The 16,265-nt window shown below is 53.8% G+C and carries 9 protein-coding genes; 4 read left to right on the plus strand and 5 right to left on the minus strand.

The features are described 5' to 3' along the window. Positions 1-176 precede the first annotated feature (176 nt). Together glpQ and Q31a_RS07010 are read left to right on the plus strand one after the other, a co-directional pair. Positions 177-3,662 (plus strand): glycerophosphodiester phosphodiesterase, encoded by a 3,486-nt coding sequence (gene glpQ, locus Q31a_RS07005; protein WP_145075962.1) that lies wholly within the window; start codon positions 177-179, stop codon positions 3,660-3,662. A gap of 242 nt (positions 3,663-3,904) precedes the next feature. Then, entirely contained in the window at positions 3,905-5,638 is a 1,734-nt protein-coding gene (locus Q31a_RS07010; RefSeq protein ID WP_197356373.1) for a calcineurin-like phosphoesterase C-terminal domain-containing protein, read from the plus strand. Positions 5,639-5,816: 178 nt separating this feature from the next. Here the strand turns inward: Q31a_RS07010 and Q31a_RS07015 are convergent, their stop codons facing one another. The 3 genes from Q31a_RS07015 to Q31a_RS07025 form a co-directional block, all read right to left on the minus strand. Continuing rightward, on the minus strand, positions 5,817-6,506 hold the full coding sequence (locus Q31a_RS07015; protein ID WP_145075965.1) for a PH domain-containing protein: 690 nt from the start codon (positions 6,504-6,506) through the stop codon (positions 5,817-5,819). Between the two features lie 81 nt (positions 6,507-6,587). Next, entirely contained in the window at positions 6,588-8,075 is a 1,488-nt protein-coding gene (locus Q31a_RS07020; protein ID WP_145075968.1) for a mechanosensitive ion channel family protein, read from the minus strand. A 678-nt stretch (positions 8,076-8,753) separates the two neighbouring features. Further along, a complete protein-coding gene (locus tag Q31a_RS07025) occupies positions 8,754-9,593 on the minus strand; it encodes an alpha/beta hydrolase (protein WP_145075971.1) in 840 nt (279 codons plus the stop codon). Between the two features lie 806 nt (positions 9,594-10,399). On the opposite strand from Q31a_RS07025, the gene Q31a_RS07030 reads away from it, so the two are divergent. Both Q31a_RS07030 and Q31a_RS07035 read left to right on the plus strand, forming a co-directional pair. After that, positions 10,400-11,428, plus strand: coding sequence for a zinc-binding alcohol dehydrogenase family protein (locus Q31a_RS07030; RefSeq protein WP_145075974.1), 1,029 nt, complete (start codon positions 10,400-10,402; stop codon positions 11,426-11,428). A gap of 75 nt (positions 11,429-11,503) precedes the next feature. After that, complete coding sequence (locus Q31a_RS07035; protein ID WP_231691097.1) at positions 11,504-12,367, plus strand: SDR family oxidoreductase; 864 nt, start codon at positions 11,504-11,506, stop codon at positions 12,365-12,367. Between the two features lie 471 nt (positions 12,368-12,838). On the opposite strand, the gene Q31a_RS07045 is transcribed toward Q31a_RS07035, so the two are convergent. Next, positions 12,839-14,635 (minus strand): arylsulfatase, encoded by a 1,797-nt coding sequence (locus Q31a_RS07045; RefSeq protein WP_145075977.1) that lies wholly within the window; start codon positions 14,633-14,635, stop codon positions 12,839-12,841. A 599-nt stretch (positions 14,636-15,234) separates the two neighbouring features. Further along, positions 15,235-16,257 carry a PQQ-binding-like beta-propeller repeat protein gene (locus Q31a_RS07050; protein WP_231691098.1) on the minus strand — a complete coding sequence of 341 codons (1,023 nt, stop codon included), beginning with the start codon at positions 16,255-16,257 and terminating at the stop codon, positions 15,235-15,237. Between the last annotated feature and the right edge of the window lie 8 nt (positions 16,258-16,265).

The raw sequence follows: 16,265 nt of genomic DNA on the forward strand, positions 1-16,265 counted from the left end.
ACGCCGGATTTCATTGGGTCTTAACCAACGAGGAGTAACGTGGGTGTGCTGGGACGTCTAAAATAGGCTCTGAATTATGGTCTTGTAGCATCCCAAGGAATGCCTCGTTTCTTGAGCACTCCGCGCAAAGGAAAAACCTCGTGATTTGTCGGCTCTCCGCAATGGCTTGCTGGGGTATGATGGCCCTCTACCTCCTGCCTATGGCTTCCCTGCATTCGCAGCCTCCTTCCTCCCCCCTTCCGGCAACCAATCGGCTCGGTTTGCCTGGCTTGCAGCCCAACGCGACGACTCTGTTGCCGAACGGTTGGTCGCTAAAAGCGCAGGGCGAGCACGTTCCAATGGGGGACTTTCCGGCCATGCTGCGTGTTTCGCCGGATGGCAAGTATGTGGCTGTCTTGCACTGTGGTTACGGCGCTCATGAAATCCGAATTGTGGACTTGGAAACGCAAACGGTCCGCTCTACGACGCAGGTGCCTCAGGCGTTCTACGGATTGGCCTTTTCCAGTGACGGAGCGCAGTTGGCCGTCAGCGGTGGGGAGGACGAATGCGTTTATGTGTTCCCATTCGCCGAGGGCTTTCTAGCAGCAGGGCGGACCATTCAGGTTGTACCGGCCAAGGAAAAGTTTGTAGTCGCGGGTGTTGAGTGGAGCGTCGACGATCGAGAACTGGTCGTCTGCGGCCTGCTGGCTAATGAAGTCCGAATCGTTGATGCTGTTTCCGGAGAAACCAAGAGCCGAGTCGACCTAGGGGCAGAAGCGTACCCCTATGCGATTTGTCTCGACGTGGAATCCAAAAGTGCGTTTGTTAGCTTGTGGGGTAGTTCGAGTGTGGCTCACATTGACTTGAATCCAGGCCAAGTCATGCAGCGTTTCGCAACTCAGAGTCACCCAACCGAGATGCGACTGCTTGACAAGGGCGCTCTGCTACTGGTCGCCTGCTCAGACCAAAATAGCATTACCGTAATAGATACGCAGAACGGAAAGCAGTTGGAGGTCATCCAAACCGCACTCTTTCCCCATGCCCCCAACGGCAGCACACCGGCTAGCCTTGCCGTTTCGCCAGACGGGCGGGTTTTGGTCGCAGCGAACTCGGACAACAACAATCTGGCCGTGTTCGACATCAGCCAACGTGGGCAATCCAAGTCCCTTGGGTTTATTCCGGTGGGTTGGTACCCAACCTCGGTCCGCTTTTCCCACGACGGACGGACCATTCTTGTCGCCAACGGAAAAGGGCTGACCTCGCGTTCCAATGTCCATGGAGCCAATCCAAACATTACGGCAGACAAGACCGTTCGCGAGTATATAGGAGGGTTGCTTCAGGGAACACTTTCGTTCATCCCGTCACCTTCACCAGCAGAGATGTCCGAAATGACACGTCTGGCGTTTGCTTGTTGTCCCTTAGAGGACGCGAAGGGACGCAATTTTCAAATATCAGAAAATCACCCTATTCCTAGCAAACCAGGGATGGTTAGTCCCATTGAGCACTGCATCTATGTCATTAAAGAGAATCGGACCTACGATCAGGTCTTGGGAGATATGTCTACTGGAAACGGTGATCCGAGCCTATGCATCTTTCCGGAATCTGTCACGCCCAATCATCATGCTCTGGCGCGGCAATATGTTCAATTAGACAATTTTTATGTGGAAAGCGAAGTGAGTGCTGATGGGCACGAGTGGACCATGGCAGCCTACGCCACCGATTTTGTCGAAAAAACATGGCCAATCAGCTACCGAGGTGGTCGCAAAAAGTTGACTTACCCCTCGGAAGGAAAGTTCAAAATTGCAGAACCGTCGAGCGGATATCTGTGGGATCGATGTGCCGAACGTGGCGTCGGCTATTTCAGCTTTGGAGAATTCGTTGACAACGGGCGGACCCCTGCGGATCCTTGCACCACTAACATCGAAGCTTTGCAAGGGCACTTCGATCCAATGTTTCGATCGTATGACTTGGACTATACCGACGTCATGCGGGCTGAGCGGTTTATCGAGCGATGGAAGCAATTCGAGACCGAAGATAATTTACCTGGTCTCATTGTCTTGCGACTGCCGAATGATCACACCTACGGAACACGGGTCGGGAAACCTACTCCGACGGCCATGGTCGCCGATAATGATGTCGCTCTTGGTATGATCGTCGAGGCGGTGTCGACGAGTGAGGCTTGGGCGAAGACTGCTATCTTTGTTGTTCAAGATGACGCACAAAACGGTTCCGACCACGTCGATGCACACCGCACGGTAGCTTTAGCCATCAGTCCCTATACGCGTGGGAGTGGTTTGGATTCAACCATGTACTCGACCTCGAGCATGTTGCGGACGATGGAGTTGATTCTGGGGCTCGATCCGATGACGCAGTTCGATGCTGCGGCTACGCCAATGTATGCGGCGTTCCACTCTGAACCGGACTTAACGGCCTACGAAGCGCTGCCTGCGCAAGTTGACTTGGCTGCAACCAATTTGGCGGATGCATGGGGCGCGAAAGTTTCCGAACAACTCGACCTCAGCACTGAGGACGCCGCCGATGACTTGTTGTTCGGTGACATCGTCTGGCGTAGTGTGCGAGGTGCCGATTCTCCCATGCCAGCTCCCGTGCGATCTGCATTTGTTTTCTTGAGTGCTGACGACGACGACGACGCCGAGGTTGAGCTTGAAGAGGAAGAGGAAGAGGAAGAGGAAGAGGAAGAGGAAGGGGAAGGACTGTCGGGCAATGGGGCTGACTTGCAATCCAACGTTCTGGTGATCGCCCACCGAGGGGCGAGTGGCTATCTGCCTGAACATTCCGAGGGTGCTAAGGTGCTGGCCATCGCTCAAGGAGCGGACGTTGTCGAACAAGATGTGGTATTGACCCGCGACCGAGTTATGGTCATTAGCCACGACATCACGATGGATGCGACGACCAACGTGGGTGAAATCTATCCGAATCGAGCTCGTGAAGATGGGCATTTCTACTACGCTGATTTCGATTGGCCGGAGCTGAGCAACGTTTCCTTGCGTGAACGCACGCTGAAAAGTCGCGGTGGAAGCCTCCGTTTCCCCAATGCGACGGCGAGTCGCATTATGCGTCTAGAGGATGAAATCGCCCTTGTTACAGGGCTCAATCAAACTTTAGGCAAGAGGGTTGGCTTTCACATCGAACTGAAGTCGCCTAGTTGGCACCTGAAGGAGTTTGGCGCACACATGGCTGACAAACTGATGGAAGTCCTAAATCAGAAAGAGTTGACAGATCTGCGAAATTTGTGCTTCATCCAATGTTTCGAGCCAGGCGAATTGCAATACTTGCGGGATACCCATCATTGCGAATTCCCACTGGTGCAGCTGCTTGGTGGGCGACCACTTGGGTTGTTGCCCGGAGCCGCATCGAGCGCCGATCGAATGGCTACCTTAGAAGCGGAGTTAAGCGAAATCGCTAAATATGCGGATGGAATCGGCCCGTCGATCCCATTGCTCGTCACTCTGGAAGATGGCAAGGTCAAGTCGAATGGATTTGTCGAGGCAGCGCATGCGGCAGGCTTAGTCGTGCACCCTTACACGGTCCGCAAGGACGGCTTGCCAAGCTGGTGTGACGATGTCGCCAGCCTGCATGACATGTTGCTCAACGAGCTGAAGGTCGATGGGTTCTTCACCGACTTCCCCGACTTGGGGCGCGCAGCAGTCGATAGTCAATAGCGTTCATTCGGAGTTTCGCTGGAGCTTGGCGGCAGAAGCGAGACCTGGACCTCTCGTCCATGGTCCGTTTTGCTAGAAAACCGCTGAATGATGGGAGCCAGCTATCGTTTGGAATTCAACTTTTTTGTACCACTCGCGCGAATTTTGTAACGAGTGGAAGTCCATTATCAACGTTCTATTGCGGAACAACTCGAGATTGGATGGGATTGAAACACAATCTTGAGGCCTTGGGAAAAACTAACATGCCTTTTCAACGAGTAAATGCGATGAGTCTGACAGGTTGGCTTCGATGCTTGACGATTGCTGGAGGTCTTAGTGCAGCGGGAGATTTACCTGCGTTGCATGCACATGAGCCGCAATTGCGAACGGGAGGGGCCGCGAGTAGTGATCCACACGAGCATGCTACCGGGTACGTGTACCACGACCTCAACGGTAACCAAACGCGTGAGGCAGGCGAAGTGGGGTTGGAAGGCATCAAAGTTTCGAACGGTCGAGACATTGTCACCACTGATGCCGAAGGTCGGTACGAAATTGGCGTGGATGAGGATACAATTGTGTTCGTCATCAAGCCACGTGGCTTCATCTCTCCGCTTAACGAACTCAACTTGCCGCAGTTCTATTACATCCACAAGCCGGCTGGATCACCTGCAAGTGCGTTTCCTGGTGTATCTCCGACAGGAGCATTACCTGAGTCGGTTGATTTTGCGCTTCAATCCAACGAAGAACCCTCGCAGTTCAAGGCGTTGTTGTTTGGTGACACGCAGCCACGCAACGTTCAAGAAGTTGAGTACATGGCGCATGACATTGTCGAACAGGTGGTGGCTGAGAATGCACACGGTGCCTCGCTAGGTGTGACGCTAGGCGATATCGTTTTCAACGATTTGAGCGTTTTTGGTCCGCACAATCAAGCAGTTGCCTTAATCGGTATTCCCTGGTTCAACGTGATTGGAAATCACGACATCAATCTAGACGCGGCGGACGACAGGCACTCAGACGAAACCTTTGAAAGCCATTATGGACCGAGCTACTATTCGTTCGACTATGGGACTGTCCATTTTCTGGCACTCGACGACGTGATGTGGCACGGACCTGAAGAAGGACGTCGCGGTAATTACACCGGCGGCTTGGGTGAGGCTCAAATGGAGTTCATTCGCAATGATCTGAAGATGATTCCAGAAGATCAATTGGTTGTTCTGATGATGCATATACCTTTGGTCGACGTCGAGGATCGCCAGGAATTGTACCGTTTGATTGAGCAGCGTCCATTCGCCATGTCCATGTCAGCCCATACCCACTATCTCAGGCATCGCTTCATTGGCCAGGAAGATGGTTGGATGGGACCAGAGCCGCACCACCATTTGGTAAATGTCACTGTTTGTGGTAGTTGGTGGCGAGGAACCCCAGACGAACTTGGGATTCCGAATGCAACGATGAGTGATGGGGGGCCGAATGGGTACTCAATTATTTCCTTTGATGGAACGGACTATGATTTAGAGTTCCGAGCAGCACGGCGTCCAGAAAACCACCAAATGAACATCTATTTGCCGCAGGAAATTGCCACGATAGATGCAATAACTACGGCTGTTGTTGTGAACGTCTTTAACGGTTCGGAAAAGTCGACTACACGAATGCGAATTCTGCCTGACGGGGAATGGAAACCCATGGAACGTGTCGACGGAGTTGATCCGTTCTACACCGACATGAAGAAGCTGGAAGCAGGGCCTTTTCCATTACCTGGTACTCCGCTCCCAGGACCATCCATCACGGATCACCTGTGGCGGGCTTTCCTGCCAGCAGTTCTGCCAGTAGGCACTCATATGGTGGAAGTCGAAACAACCGACATGGATGGCCATGTCTACACGGATCACGAGAGTCTTCGTGTGGTCGCGCTGCCTCGTCCAACCACGCCACCGGAAAATGCGGAGCGAACCTCAGCCGGATCTTCTCGGAGTCGTGGCCGTGGCCGTCCTCAGTGAGAGGCCGAGTGTGCAGCATCTCCGTTGAATGTTCCTCGCCGCCAACGTCAATGGATACTGCTTGACCGTGTTTAGAATCGTCTACTGAGTCTGTGCAGTCCAACCGTCGTAGTTGTCTCCCACAGCGAAACATAGCTTTCGCGTGGGCTGGCGGTGGAGTTGATGATCCAGGCGGCGTCTAACTGCGTTGGTTCTGGCGAATCGTTTCCACAATCAACCCTGGGCTAGATATACGCGATGCGACGATTTCAAGATCGTCCTGCCCTGAGCTTGAAATGCCAATTTGGCCGATGCGCATGAGCCTCTGGAAAAGTGATTGATCCAATTGGATATTGCGAACATCGTCGTGCTGAACCTCCGAGGCGTCGCGACTGAGGATTCCTTGCTTGTAAATCGTACGGCTGTCGGTAATCGTAAGCGTCGTCGAATAGCTGAGCGTGAACCAGTAGAACAGGATGCCGGCCACCGCAATCAACCCCGCTACTGAAATCCAGAGCAGCCAGTCGATCGACGCAAGTGTGGTTGAGCCGAGCAACTCTGGCTCCCTAGAGGGAGCGTCCCCGGCGAGCGAGCGCCACAGCCCATAGATCGCTGCCACTGTAACCATCAATACAACCATGGATCCCAGCGGGCGAGCGCGGAACACAACTGGATGTACGCGAAATAGTGTGCGCTCCTCAGGTTCGGTAGCGATGATTTTCTGAGTTTCGTCCGCTTCGACTTCGCGAACCGACGTTACCTCTGCAGTTGGGATCTCCATCTCAAACGGCTTTTCGCATTTGGGGCAGATGATCGGTTCTGCGGTGTGAGCGATGGTCGTTTCAACATCTCGTCCGCAGTAGGGACATTGTGCGGTTAGCAACTGCATGATTCGTCTTTCTCTGGAAGGGCTAGTATCATTCTGCGCCTCAACGAGGCAGCACTTAGTCCATGGGTCCTGTGTCGCGTCTTACTCACTCACTAAACTCTCAACCTCTGCGCCTGGAAGCCAGGAGTTGTCGGCTTGTCGCTGTAGATCTGCGACTTCGCTCTTCATGTCCCCCTCCGCCTCGCTGACAACTGGCTCGTCAGGTTGGTCGCGCGGAGGCAGTGGTTTAGGATTGAACGGGTGGCTACTTTCTGTTGTTGAGTGAGTTGAGCTCGGATTCTCAGGCTCGGTGCCACTGCTTGCAATTCCGTTGGGGCTCATTAGCACCGGCACACCCTTGGGGAAGATCACTTCCCGCGCTTCATCGGGTAGGGAAATCCCTTCCAACTGGAGTGATTGTTTCACAAGTCGCATGACGGACGAGCGAACAGAAAGCCAATCGTTCTTCTCACCATCGATCCAGAACAGGACGCGGAGGTTAACGGTAGCAGCAGCTAACGAGTCGATTAATACTTTGGCGGGTGGTTCCTCTAGAATCGATGGATGCTGCTTGATCTTATCGAGAATGGTTTGTTGAGCTTTGGAGGCCGAATCGTCATAGCCGACTCCGACATCGAAACTCACTCTGCGTGTTGGGTTTGCAGTGAAATTGACAATTAACGATTTGTAGACCTGAGAATTTGGAATTTGTATGAGATTTCCATCCAGAGACATCAGCGTGGTGCCACGCGTGGTGACACGGCGCACGATTCCCTCGTGCCCGGCAACTTCGATCTGATCGCCGATGCGGAAGGGTTTTTGAATGCTGATGAGGATGCTGGCCAGAAAGTTTTCGGCGATGTCCTGAAATGCGATACCAATCACCAGACCGATCAGCCCAGTCCCACCGAGCACGGTGAGCGCCAATTGAGTGAGCCCTGAGATTCGCAGCACGAGATAGATGCCAAAGATCAATATCGGTAGCATGATTGCTTTCGAGATGACCCACCGCAGCAGCTTGTTAGGAACACTCCCAACCAAAAGACTGCCTGCCGCTAAGCTAGTAAGCTTGGCAATCAACCAAGCGAGGAGGAGAACGACGAGTCCAAAAATGAGGAGGGGGATTGCCTGAACGGCTGAGGTTTGGAAGTTCCGCAGTTCACCAAAGGCCGCGCTGAAGTCCCAAATCGATTTTTCGGCAACCGTCATGCGATTTACTACGGCAGCAACGTCTTGTGTATTCCGGGCCAGATCGCCCGCCCACGTCTTGTAATCGGGTTTTGCCGCCACGCCTGACAGGAACACAACGCCGTTTTCCACCGCCACAGCCGGAGAGCCGAAGTATTGGGTCGAATCGAGGATACTGGTAAGCCGCAGCGCTATTTCATCGTCACGGGCGATTGGCTTGACATCGACCTTACTGGGGGCTTCAGGGCTCTCCTCCTGGCCCAACGGCGGACTCGCAGCCACCTCGCCCGCTGTCTTTTCCTGCGCAAACAAGATAGACGAGGAAATGAAAGCTACCCAAACTAACGTCAAGAACCCAACCAGGGGGCGAAAGAGGCATCGGTCAGAGAGAGGGAGGCTCATAGTTTTCCAGTACTCAGCATTCAACGGTTACCAGTGCTCGATGCGCTTGCACCGAAACTGTTAAGCAAGTTTTATGCCGTGAGGCTGCAAACCCAAGGGACGCGTCGCGCCGAAGTACGGTGAGAATGCGACAAGCTCGGAGGTCGCGCTTACATGCTTGGTACTTTGTCTGTCCCGGTGACTTTTGAGAATAGGCCGAGTATGCCGTGACAAGCGTGCATGCTGGGGCCAGCGAGCGAGTCCATCGTTAGTGTCCCAGAGAATTACCTGAATTGCTCCGAGACGCTTCGTGGAGCGATTTCCAAGGGGGCAAAGCGAGGCCGCTCCACTCTAGCTGGCGGCCAACCAGTCAGACTGGTCGCTGATAGACAACAGGGGGGGCGGTAGAGGCCGCCCATGACAGGTTCGTCCAGTCCCGATCCCTTGACCAGATAATCCTGCGCAGGGGGGAAGCTGCGCTTACGCGCACCACTCGCAACCCACATCGGATGACTGTCGTCCTGAAAGGCCTGCGGCGGGATGTCTTTCACTTCGAGAGAGAACTTGTCTGATTCAGGCGAGATTTTGCAAGCGGCGGAACTGAGAGGCTGTTTGCATGTGTTGACCTGTGAGGTTACTGCCGCAATGCCGTGGCTGTCGTGATTACCACGTTTGAATCAGCCGGGTGTCTTTCCAAGTTCACTTGCCTACTTCGATCACATCGCCGCCTTGGGGCTCTCCTTTGCCATAGCACACCATGTCGAGGAACTCGTTGAAGGCCTCGTAGGTTTCCTGGTCTCGTGAGGTGGGGCTATAGAGGATACGTTGGGCTGGCACGTGTCCCATAGCATCGACGTACACCATTTTATTCCAGATCTGCTTACTCTTGAGCTTGGCCTGCATATCATGGCCCTGTTGAGCTGGAGTGGAAGGATGCTCGTCGTCGCCGCCGTACATGATGAAGCCAGGCGCATCATTGGCGGCGACTTGCTGGATGACGTAAGGGGGCAAGTAGGGAGAATCCCCGAACCAGGCGATAACATTCAGCACCTCGGGTTGGTGCATGGCATCGGAGGGCCAGTTCCATTGTTTGCGATAGGCGATTTGGGCGCTTAGGTAGCCCCCGGCAGAGGATCCGGTTGAGACGATCTTCTCGGGATCGCCGCCATACTTCTCAGCGTTGGCCTGCATGTAAGCGACAGCCATGGCCACATCGATGGTGCAGTCTGCGATGGTGATTGGCGTGCCTTCCTTCCTCAAGCGGTAGTTCGGCGAGACGACGATGCAGCCTTTTTCCCTATAGAAATTTTGAATGTTTTTGCTGCAGTAGCTCTTGTTACCGTTCGTGAACCCGCCGCCATGAATCGTGAAAACGATGGGCGCGTTCTTGTAATCTGTGTTCCAATAGACATCCAGGACATGTCGCTCGTGGGTACCATACGCTACGTCTTTGTCGGACTTGTTTTCCGCCAACCCATGGGTTGCGCAAATCGAGAGTCCGATTGCAACCACGACGATCTTTGCTTCCCATCCGGTCATGTTTGGTTCCTTACTAATCCTGACAACTGTTAAACCGTTTGAATCGAACAGCAGCCACTCGCAAAACCCTGATCAGAGTGGATATCGTTGGGTGCGGCAGGTTGCATCTCGATGAATTTTGGGGCAACTGGCATCGTACCAGCACCGACGCTCGCGTGCCACGCTATGGGCATGGTGTGCAACTCATCGGATTGGAAAACTCTGGGCCCTAGGAGATATTCGCTGCGGTATTCTCCTCCAATACGGCTGACGAAATAGGCTTTTTAGGATATTCAGTGGCTGCGTTGGACGCGTGTTGAAATTCCGTTACCCTATAGATGCTGAACGCACGAACGCAAACCGGTAACACGTTGCTCGGACTCGAGAGCAGTTGGCGAGTGCAGTTGCACTACTTGTCGAGGAACAAAAAGTTGTCGAGGAACAAAAAGGCTTGTCAAGATTTTCTTGCACTTCGCAGGCGTTCATCTGAAATTCCCGGATTGAGGGATTAGTTGCCGGCGGAATGATCTTGCTCCGGTACGAAGCTTGCTTCACTTAATAGCTATGCAGTTGGAGACCCAACTCAGCGCTCGCATTTCATGGACAAAGTGCGAACGTGGCGGAATCAAAATCACCACCTTATCTTGAGTTCAAACGATGAGTGAGTCCGAGCTGATCCCTAAGCTGTTCAGGAGGTGTGCCTTGCTTCGGAAGTAGGCGACAGCTTCGAGGATCAAACGTATGCCTCGTGTGTTGGCAACGTGGATAAGACCTGTCCGTAGCACGAGCCGCTGCAATCGCCCTCCAACCCATCAAGGAAAGAGTCTATGAAAGCCGTGGCACTTACGCACTACCTACCAATCGACGATCCGAACTCGTTAATCGACATCGAGCTGAAAAAGCCACATCCAATCGGACGCGATTTGTTGGTCGCGGTCAAAGCGATTGCGGTCAATCCGGTGGACTACAAAGTTAGGGAACCGAATGACGGGAATAGGAATACTGTCGAAACGCCCCCTAAAGTACTGGGCTGGGACGCGGCGGGAGTTGTCGAAGCAGTGGGCCCAGAGGTTACGTTGTTCAAGCCAGGGGACGAAGTGTTTTACGCCGGCGATATCACCCGGCAAGGTGCAAATTGTGAATTCCATTTGATTGACGAGCGAATCGTTGGAAGCAAGCCCGCATCGCAGGGCTTTGCGCAGGCTGCTGCCTTTCCATTGACTTCAATCACGGCCTACGAAGCATTCTTCGAACGGCTTGGCATCGATATTGATGGTGGGAACGCAGGCGAAACCATTCTCATTGTTGGCGGGGCTGGAGGTGTTGGCTCCATTGCAATCCAACTCGCCAAGATCGCTGGGTTGACCGTGATCACCACCGCCTCGCGACCGGAAACTTCTGAGTGGGTAAAGAGGCTCGGTGCCGACCATGTCATCAATCACCGTCAGCCGTTGCGACCGCAGATTGAAAAGATCGGGTTGAAGTACGTCGACTACATTGCCCTATTCAACGATACCGATGGCCATTGGCCGGCGGCAGTGGATTTAATTCGCCCCCAAGGTCATATCGTCACTATCGTCGAGAATAACGAGCCGCTTGAGCAGAGCGGAATGAAGTTGAAGGCAGCGACATTTTCGTGGGAGTTTATGTTCACACGTTCGATGTATCAGACCCCTGATATGATTGAGCAACATCGCTTGCTGAACCGTATTGCCGCATGGATCGACGCTGGCCGTATTCAAGTTACAGCGAGTGATGTGATGTCGCCGATCAACGCCGCGAATCTGCGTGCGGCGCATGCTACCCTGGAAGCCGGTCGATCCATCGGCAAGATTGTAATCGAAGGCTGGCAATAGAAGTTCCAATAGCCGCCGTGAACGAAATTCGGACGATTGGGACGTCCCCACACCTTAGAAAGCAAGAGAGCTTCCATGACGAAAATTGCAGTAACCGCCGCGAGTGGGCAGCTTGGTTCACAAGTCATTCAGGCCACCCGAGAGATCGTGGGAAAGGAGAACGTTATCGGGCTTGCGCGGACGCCGAGTAAGGCGGCCGCGCTGGGCGTCGAAGTGCGCCCCGGCAACTACGAGGCTTGCAACGAATTGGAAAATTCGCTTGCAAATGTCGATACGGTGCTCCTTGTCTCGGGCATGGATGCGCCTGACAAACGCATTGGTCAACACCGCAACGTCATCGAAGCTGCTAAGCAAGCTGGAGTTCGTAGGATTGTTTACACGAGCATCCAGGGGGCTGAAGAGAACACCGCGTTCTCGCCAATCGTACGAAGCAATCGTCAAACGGAGGAGGATATTCGTAATAGTGGTCTCCAGTGGACGATTGGTCGCAACGGCATCTATATCGAACCTGATGTCGAGTACATCGATACCTATCGACAGCGTGGCGAAATCGCAAATTGTGCGGGCGACGAAAAATGCGGCTATACCACTCGTCACGAGTTGGCCTATGCCTATTCGTGTTTGCTCACCGATCCAAAACACGATGGCAATACGTACAATCTGCACGGAGAAGCGATCGGGCAACAGCAGTTGGCCGAGTACCTAAACTACGCCTTTGATCTGAATTTGAAGTACCGATCGATGTCGGTCGCGGAGTATCGCGAAGAACGAGTCGCCGAGCTTGGCGAGTTTTTGGGAGGTGTGATTGCGGGGATTTACGAAGGAATCCGCCAGGGCGCATTGAATAACGAAAGCCACTTTGCTGCCGCGGCGGGACGTGCCCATCAGGGATGGCGCAACTATTTTGATGGGATTCGAGCTGAGGCAAGATTGAGTTAGCATGGGAATGCACCTCGCGCAATTGGTCGAGTACGTGCAGCTGCCAGAAAACCTCGCAAGCAAAGATTCGCTGCAGCCCTTCTGCGGTCACCCTGAGTGGGGCGTCCTAGCGTATTTAGCGGGTGCCTAGGCTGGCTCGATGGCAACCCGTCTGGACTATTCCCGCTTTCACCGAAGACTGAGGGATGCAGAGTAGCTGTGCATTCGGTATTCCGAGCGCGCGCTTCAACCATCGATGCTAGCCAACATGTGCTGAGGAGGCGTCTGGTTTGGGCATCGTTTGTTGAAATAGTTATCTGCAGCGTGAGCAAGGAAAGGTGATTTGTGCTACGCGGGAATTCGTGGAACTACCTCCACTGCTGCAACTGAAATTACTCATCACCCGACAAGCCACGAGCGTGGCTCGCCGTAATCACTTCTCATGCCAGCCCTTCGATCATCTCCCGAGCACGGCGCGTCGCAGTCATCGGCTCATTCAAGCTGCGTGACAGTTACATAGTAGGCACCCAGTTCACCTTCTTGGATCTCGAATACCGGTGCAAGGCGATACGATCCCTGCTTGAGCTCTGTGTCGAAGCTGACCTCTTCCGCGTTCGCTTCAATGGGCTTCCGTTGGAGATCCTTGCCGTCGATGCGAAGCACCGCGTGGGTTGCTTGGATGGCGTTTCCGGGGGTGGTGCGGAAGGCCTTGGTAGCTCCAGGAACATTGCTGCCTGCCGGCAGGGAGGCGTTGATTGCGGCTCCCGACTCCACGGGCCATCGGCGGAGTGAAATCTTATACTTGCCATCTCGGATCGCCTTCACGGCCCAGTGTCCCTGGTGCGTTAGTTTCGGAGCGTCGGGCTGCTTGCGGTCGGCTGCGCGGATGGAGCCTTGATGCCAGGGAGGATAGACCTCTTGGATCCAATCGTGTGCGGTGAGGCTGACGACGGGGTGCTGGGGGTGTCCGAGATAGATTTCAGTGGTCTGTGAAAAAGTGGGTTGGAGTTCGGCCCACCATGTTTCGTAAAACTGTCGCATCTCAGCCACGACTTCAGGATGTGCTTTGGCAATGTTCTTTTTTTGCCCGGGGTCGACGGCGATTTCATAGAGCTCTTTGCCATTGATCAGTCGATACTTTTGCGACATAACCGCCGAGCTGCGCCATTTGATCGGATCGCGTACGCGTTGAGAATCACTGATGACAAACCGCTCAGGAAATTTCACACTTTTTGCTGGATCTAACAAGTCGGCGATGGAGACACCATCAAACTTCACTTCCTGAGGCTTCCTAACGCCGGTCATTTCCAGCAACGTCGGAACGATGTCGACAGCGTGCGTCAGCACCGCGACGTCGTGTTGCTGGGTAATGCCACCGGCGGGCCAATGGAGAAAGAATGGGACGCGGTGCCCTCCGTCGTAAGGGCTGCCCTTGCCGGCTCGCATGCCTGCATTGTAGATTTTGGCGCCACTGGCGGTGCCGTTATCGGTGGTGAAAATGAAGATCGTATCCTGCTCGATTCCTAGCTCTTCGATTAACTGACGGGTTTTCCCGACGTTGTCGTCGATATTGGTAACCATCCCGTAGAAGGCAGCGATATTGTCGGACTGCCCTTTATACATATCCATGTATTCCGGCGGACAGTGCAGTGGCCCGTGAGGGGCATTGGTGGAAATGTAAGCCAAGAACGGCTTCTGCTGCTGCGCGCACTTGCGGATGAAACTGTTCGCCTGCTCGAAAAAGACGTCGGTGCAAAAGCCCTTCGCAGAAACGATTTGACCATTGTGATAATAGGAACCGTCAAAGTAGGCGTTGTCCCACAGGTCCGGTGTTTGCCCGATACCGCCACCACCATGCCGGTAGACCTCGGTGAAGCCACGATCCTCGGGACGATACGGATAGTTGTCACCAAGATGCCACTTGCCAAACATGCCGGTTGCATAGCCAGCGTCTGCAAACATTTGTCCGACGGTGACTTCATTCTCTCGCAGCATCGATCGCCCCATGATGGTGTGCCAGACCCCAGTGCGGTTGGTCCAGTGTCCCGTTAGGAGCGAACAACGTGTGGGGGAACAAGTTGGGGCAACATGGTAATCGCTCAGAGCAGAGCTTTCCGTTGCCAATTGATCGATGTTTGGCGTTTTGATGATGGGATTTCCCGTACATCCAAGGTCGCCATAACCTTGGTCGTCTGAGATGACGAACACTACGTTCGTGGGAGCCGCTGAGACGGGGCCGGAAATGAACAGTCCGACAAGGAGCAAGTAAATGCGAAAGTTAGGTGTCATGATTTTCGTGACCGGATAGAGGAGCCGAGAAAAGGTACCAATCGGAATTGGCTATTCGCCTGCGAAAATCGAGCTGTCCTACGGCACTGAATGCCGCATCCGTCGCTACGGTATAGCCACAGAAGTGCGACGAACCCTAATTTGCCGTGTTTTGCGAGGCAATAGCTTCAGTATCGTATGATAGCAGAGCTTAGCAAGACTTTTCGCCCAGTCTAAGAAAACCATCCGCGTTCCCAGCAGCTCCGTCCCCAGGAGGTACGCCGCAGAGAGCCAACTTTGCGTAGCCAGATGCAAGCTGCAGCTCTTGCCCTCGGTGCGGCTACTGCTCTTCTCCTCGAGCCATCTCCTCGGGCCATCTACTTGGGTGCTATGCTGCCCACCGCCATTGAGCGGCAGCCGAGAAACCGAGTGATTCTCTGGTGGTGCAGCGAACTACCGGATGGTAGACACGGTTGGAGTAGGCCTACTTTTCATCCAGATTGCTTTTGATTATTCAAGGTTGAATCTGGGCTTGGACTAGAGAGTGTGTCGAGTCTGAGAGTGATGGCTAGCGAGGCGTGTCGCAACCTCACTCAAAGTTTGGTTCACTTGCGGGCAGCTTATTTCCAAGCAAACGCTTTGATCGAATCCAAATTGCGGACGTATATTTGCTCACCCACAACGGCAAGGTGTGCCCATGCGTTGTCGCCTACAGTGACTCGATCAAGAAGCTTGAATTCTTCAGGCGAGGCTTGGATTAAGAGTAAATCGCCCGATTCATCCAGAGCCAAAATCGTGGAGCCGTTGCCAATCATGCTCCAGTACTTGCCAAAAGGAGTGGTCGTCCACTGTTCGGCCCCGGTGGCGGAGTTGAGACAAACGAATCGCCGATTCTTCAAGTGCAAGTAGATGTAATCCCCGATGACCAATGGGGAAGACATATAGCCCTGGGATTTGTGACTCCACGCTTCGGTGACTTTCCAGTCGTTGTCTTGCCTGTCGATGGTAAACATTGTCGAACGACCGCCGTAGCAGCTCGTGAAGACCGAATTGCCGACAACTGTTGGCGTAAGAATATTCATGCCACGGAATGCGCTGATGTCCTGGGTCCACAAGACGGTACCATCCGAAGGGGAGACGCCTGCAAGACTGGTGCGTGTTTGCACGATCAATTGCTCGACCTCTGCGATCGTGGCGACTATCGGTGACGAGAAGGCGCTGCCGTACATTCCACCGTCGTCCTTAAGCCGCTGCCAGACGATCTTGCCAGTCAGCTTGTCCAGTTTGGCCAAACTAGCTCCGGCTTGCACGTAGATGTGGTCTCCGTGCACGAGAGGGGATGAGGCAAATCCAAATTGGGGTAAGGGCGAACCTGTATCGGCCACGAAGTCAACTTTCCACAGAATCTCTCCCGAGCTGGCGTCGAGGCAAACCAGCACGTCTCTGATTCCAGCAACATACAAGCGATCTCCATCCAGAGATGGTGTTGCTCGAATCCAAGAGCCATTGGAAGCAGCAAAGAAGGGAACCTGCATTGAGCCCTCCCATTGCGTCTCCCAAATCTGCTTCCCAGTCTTAAGGTCCAAAGCTCTCACGACTTCAAATTGCTTGTCTTGGGTCTCCGTGACAAACACGCGATCCATCGAGATAA

Origin of the sequence: Aureliella helgolandensis (assembly GCF_007752135.1) — a bacterium.
GTDB lineage: Bacteria > Planctomycetota > Planctomycetia > Pirellulales > Pirellulaceae > Aureliella > Aureliella helgolandensis.

Bases quoted from the DNA above. Each gene is read 5' to 3' on its own strand.
- glpQ (WP_145075962.1), top strand. From the start codon at position 177: ATGATGGCCCTCTACCTCCTGCCTATGGCTTCCCTGCATTCGCAGCCT.
- Q31a_RS07010 (WP_197356373.1), top strand. From the start codon at position 3,905: ATGCCTTTTCAACGAGTAAATGCGATGAGTCTGACAGGTTGGCTTCGA.
- Q31a_RS07015 (WP_145075965.1), bottom strand. From the start codon at position 6,506: ATGCAGTTGCTAACCGCACAATGTCCCTACTGCGGACGAGATGTTGAA.
- Q31a_RS07020 (WP_145075968.1), bottom strand. From the start codon at position 8,075: ATGAGCCTCCCTCTCTCTGACCGATGCCTCTTTCGCCCCCTGGTTGGG.
- Q31a_RS07025 (WP_145075971.1), bottom strand. From the start codon at position 9,593: ATGACCGGATGGGAAGCAAAGATCGTCGTGGTTGCAATCGGACTCTCG.
- Q31a_RS07030 (WP_145075974.1), top strand. From the start codon at position 10,400: ATGAAAGCCGTGGCACTTACGCACTACCTACCAATCGACGATCCGAAC.
- Q31a_RS07035 (WP_231691097.1), top strand. From the start codon at position 11,504: ATGACGAAAATTGCAGTAACCGCCGCGAGTGGGCAGCTTGGTTCACAA.
- Q31a_RS07045 (WP_145075977.1), bottom strand. From the start codon at position 14,635: ATGACACCTAACTTTCGCATTTACTTGCTCCTTGTCGGACTGTTCATT.
- Q31a_RS07050 (WP_231691098.1), bottom strand. From the start codon at position 16,257: ATGGATCGCGTGTTTGTCACGGAGACCCAAGACAAGCAATTTGAAGTC.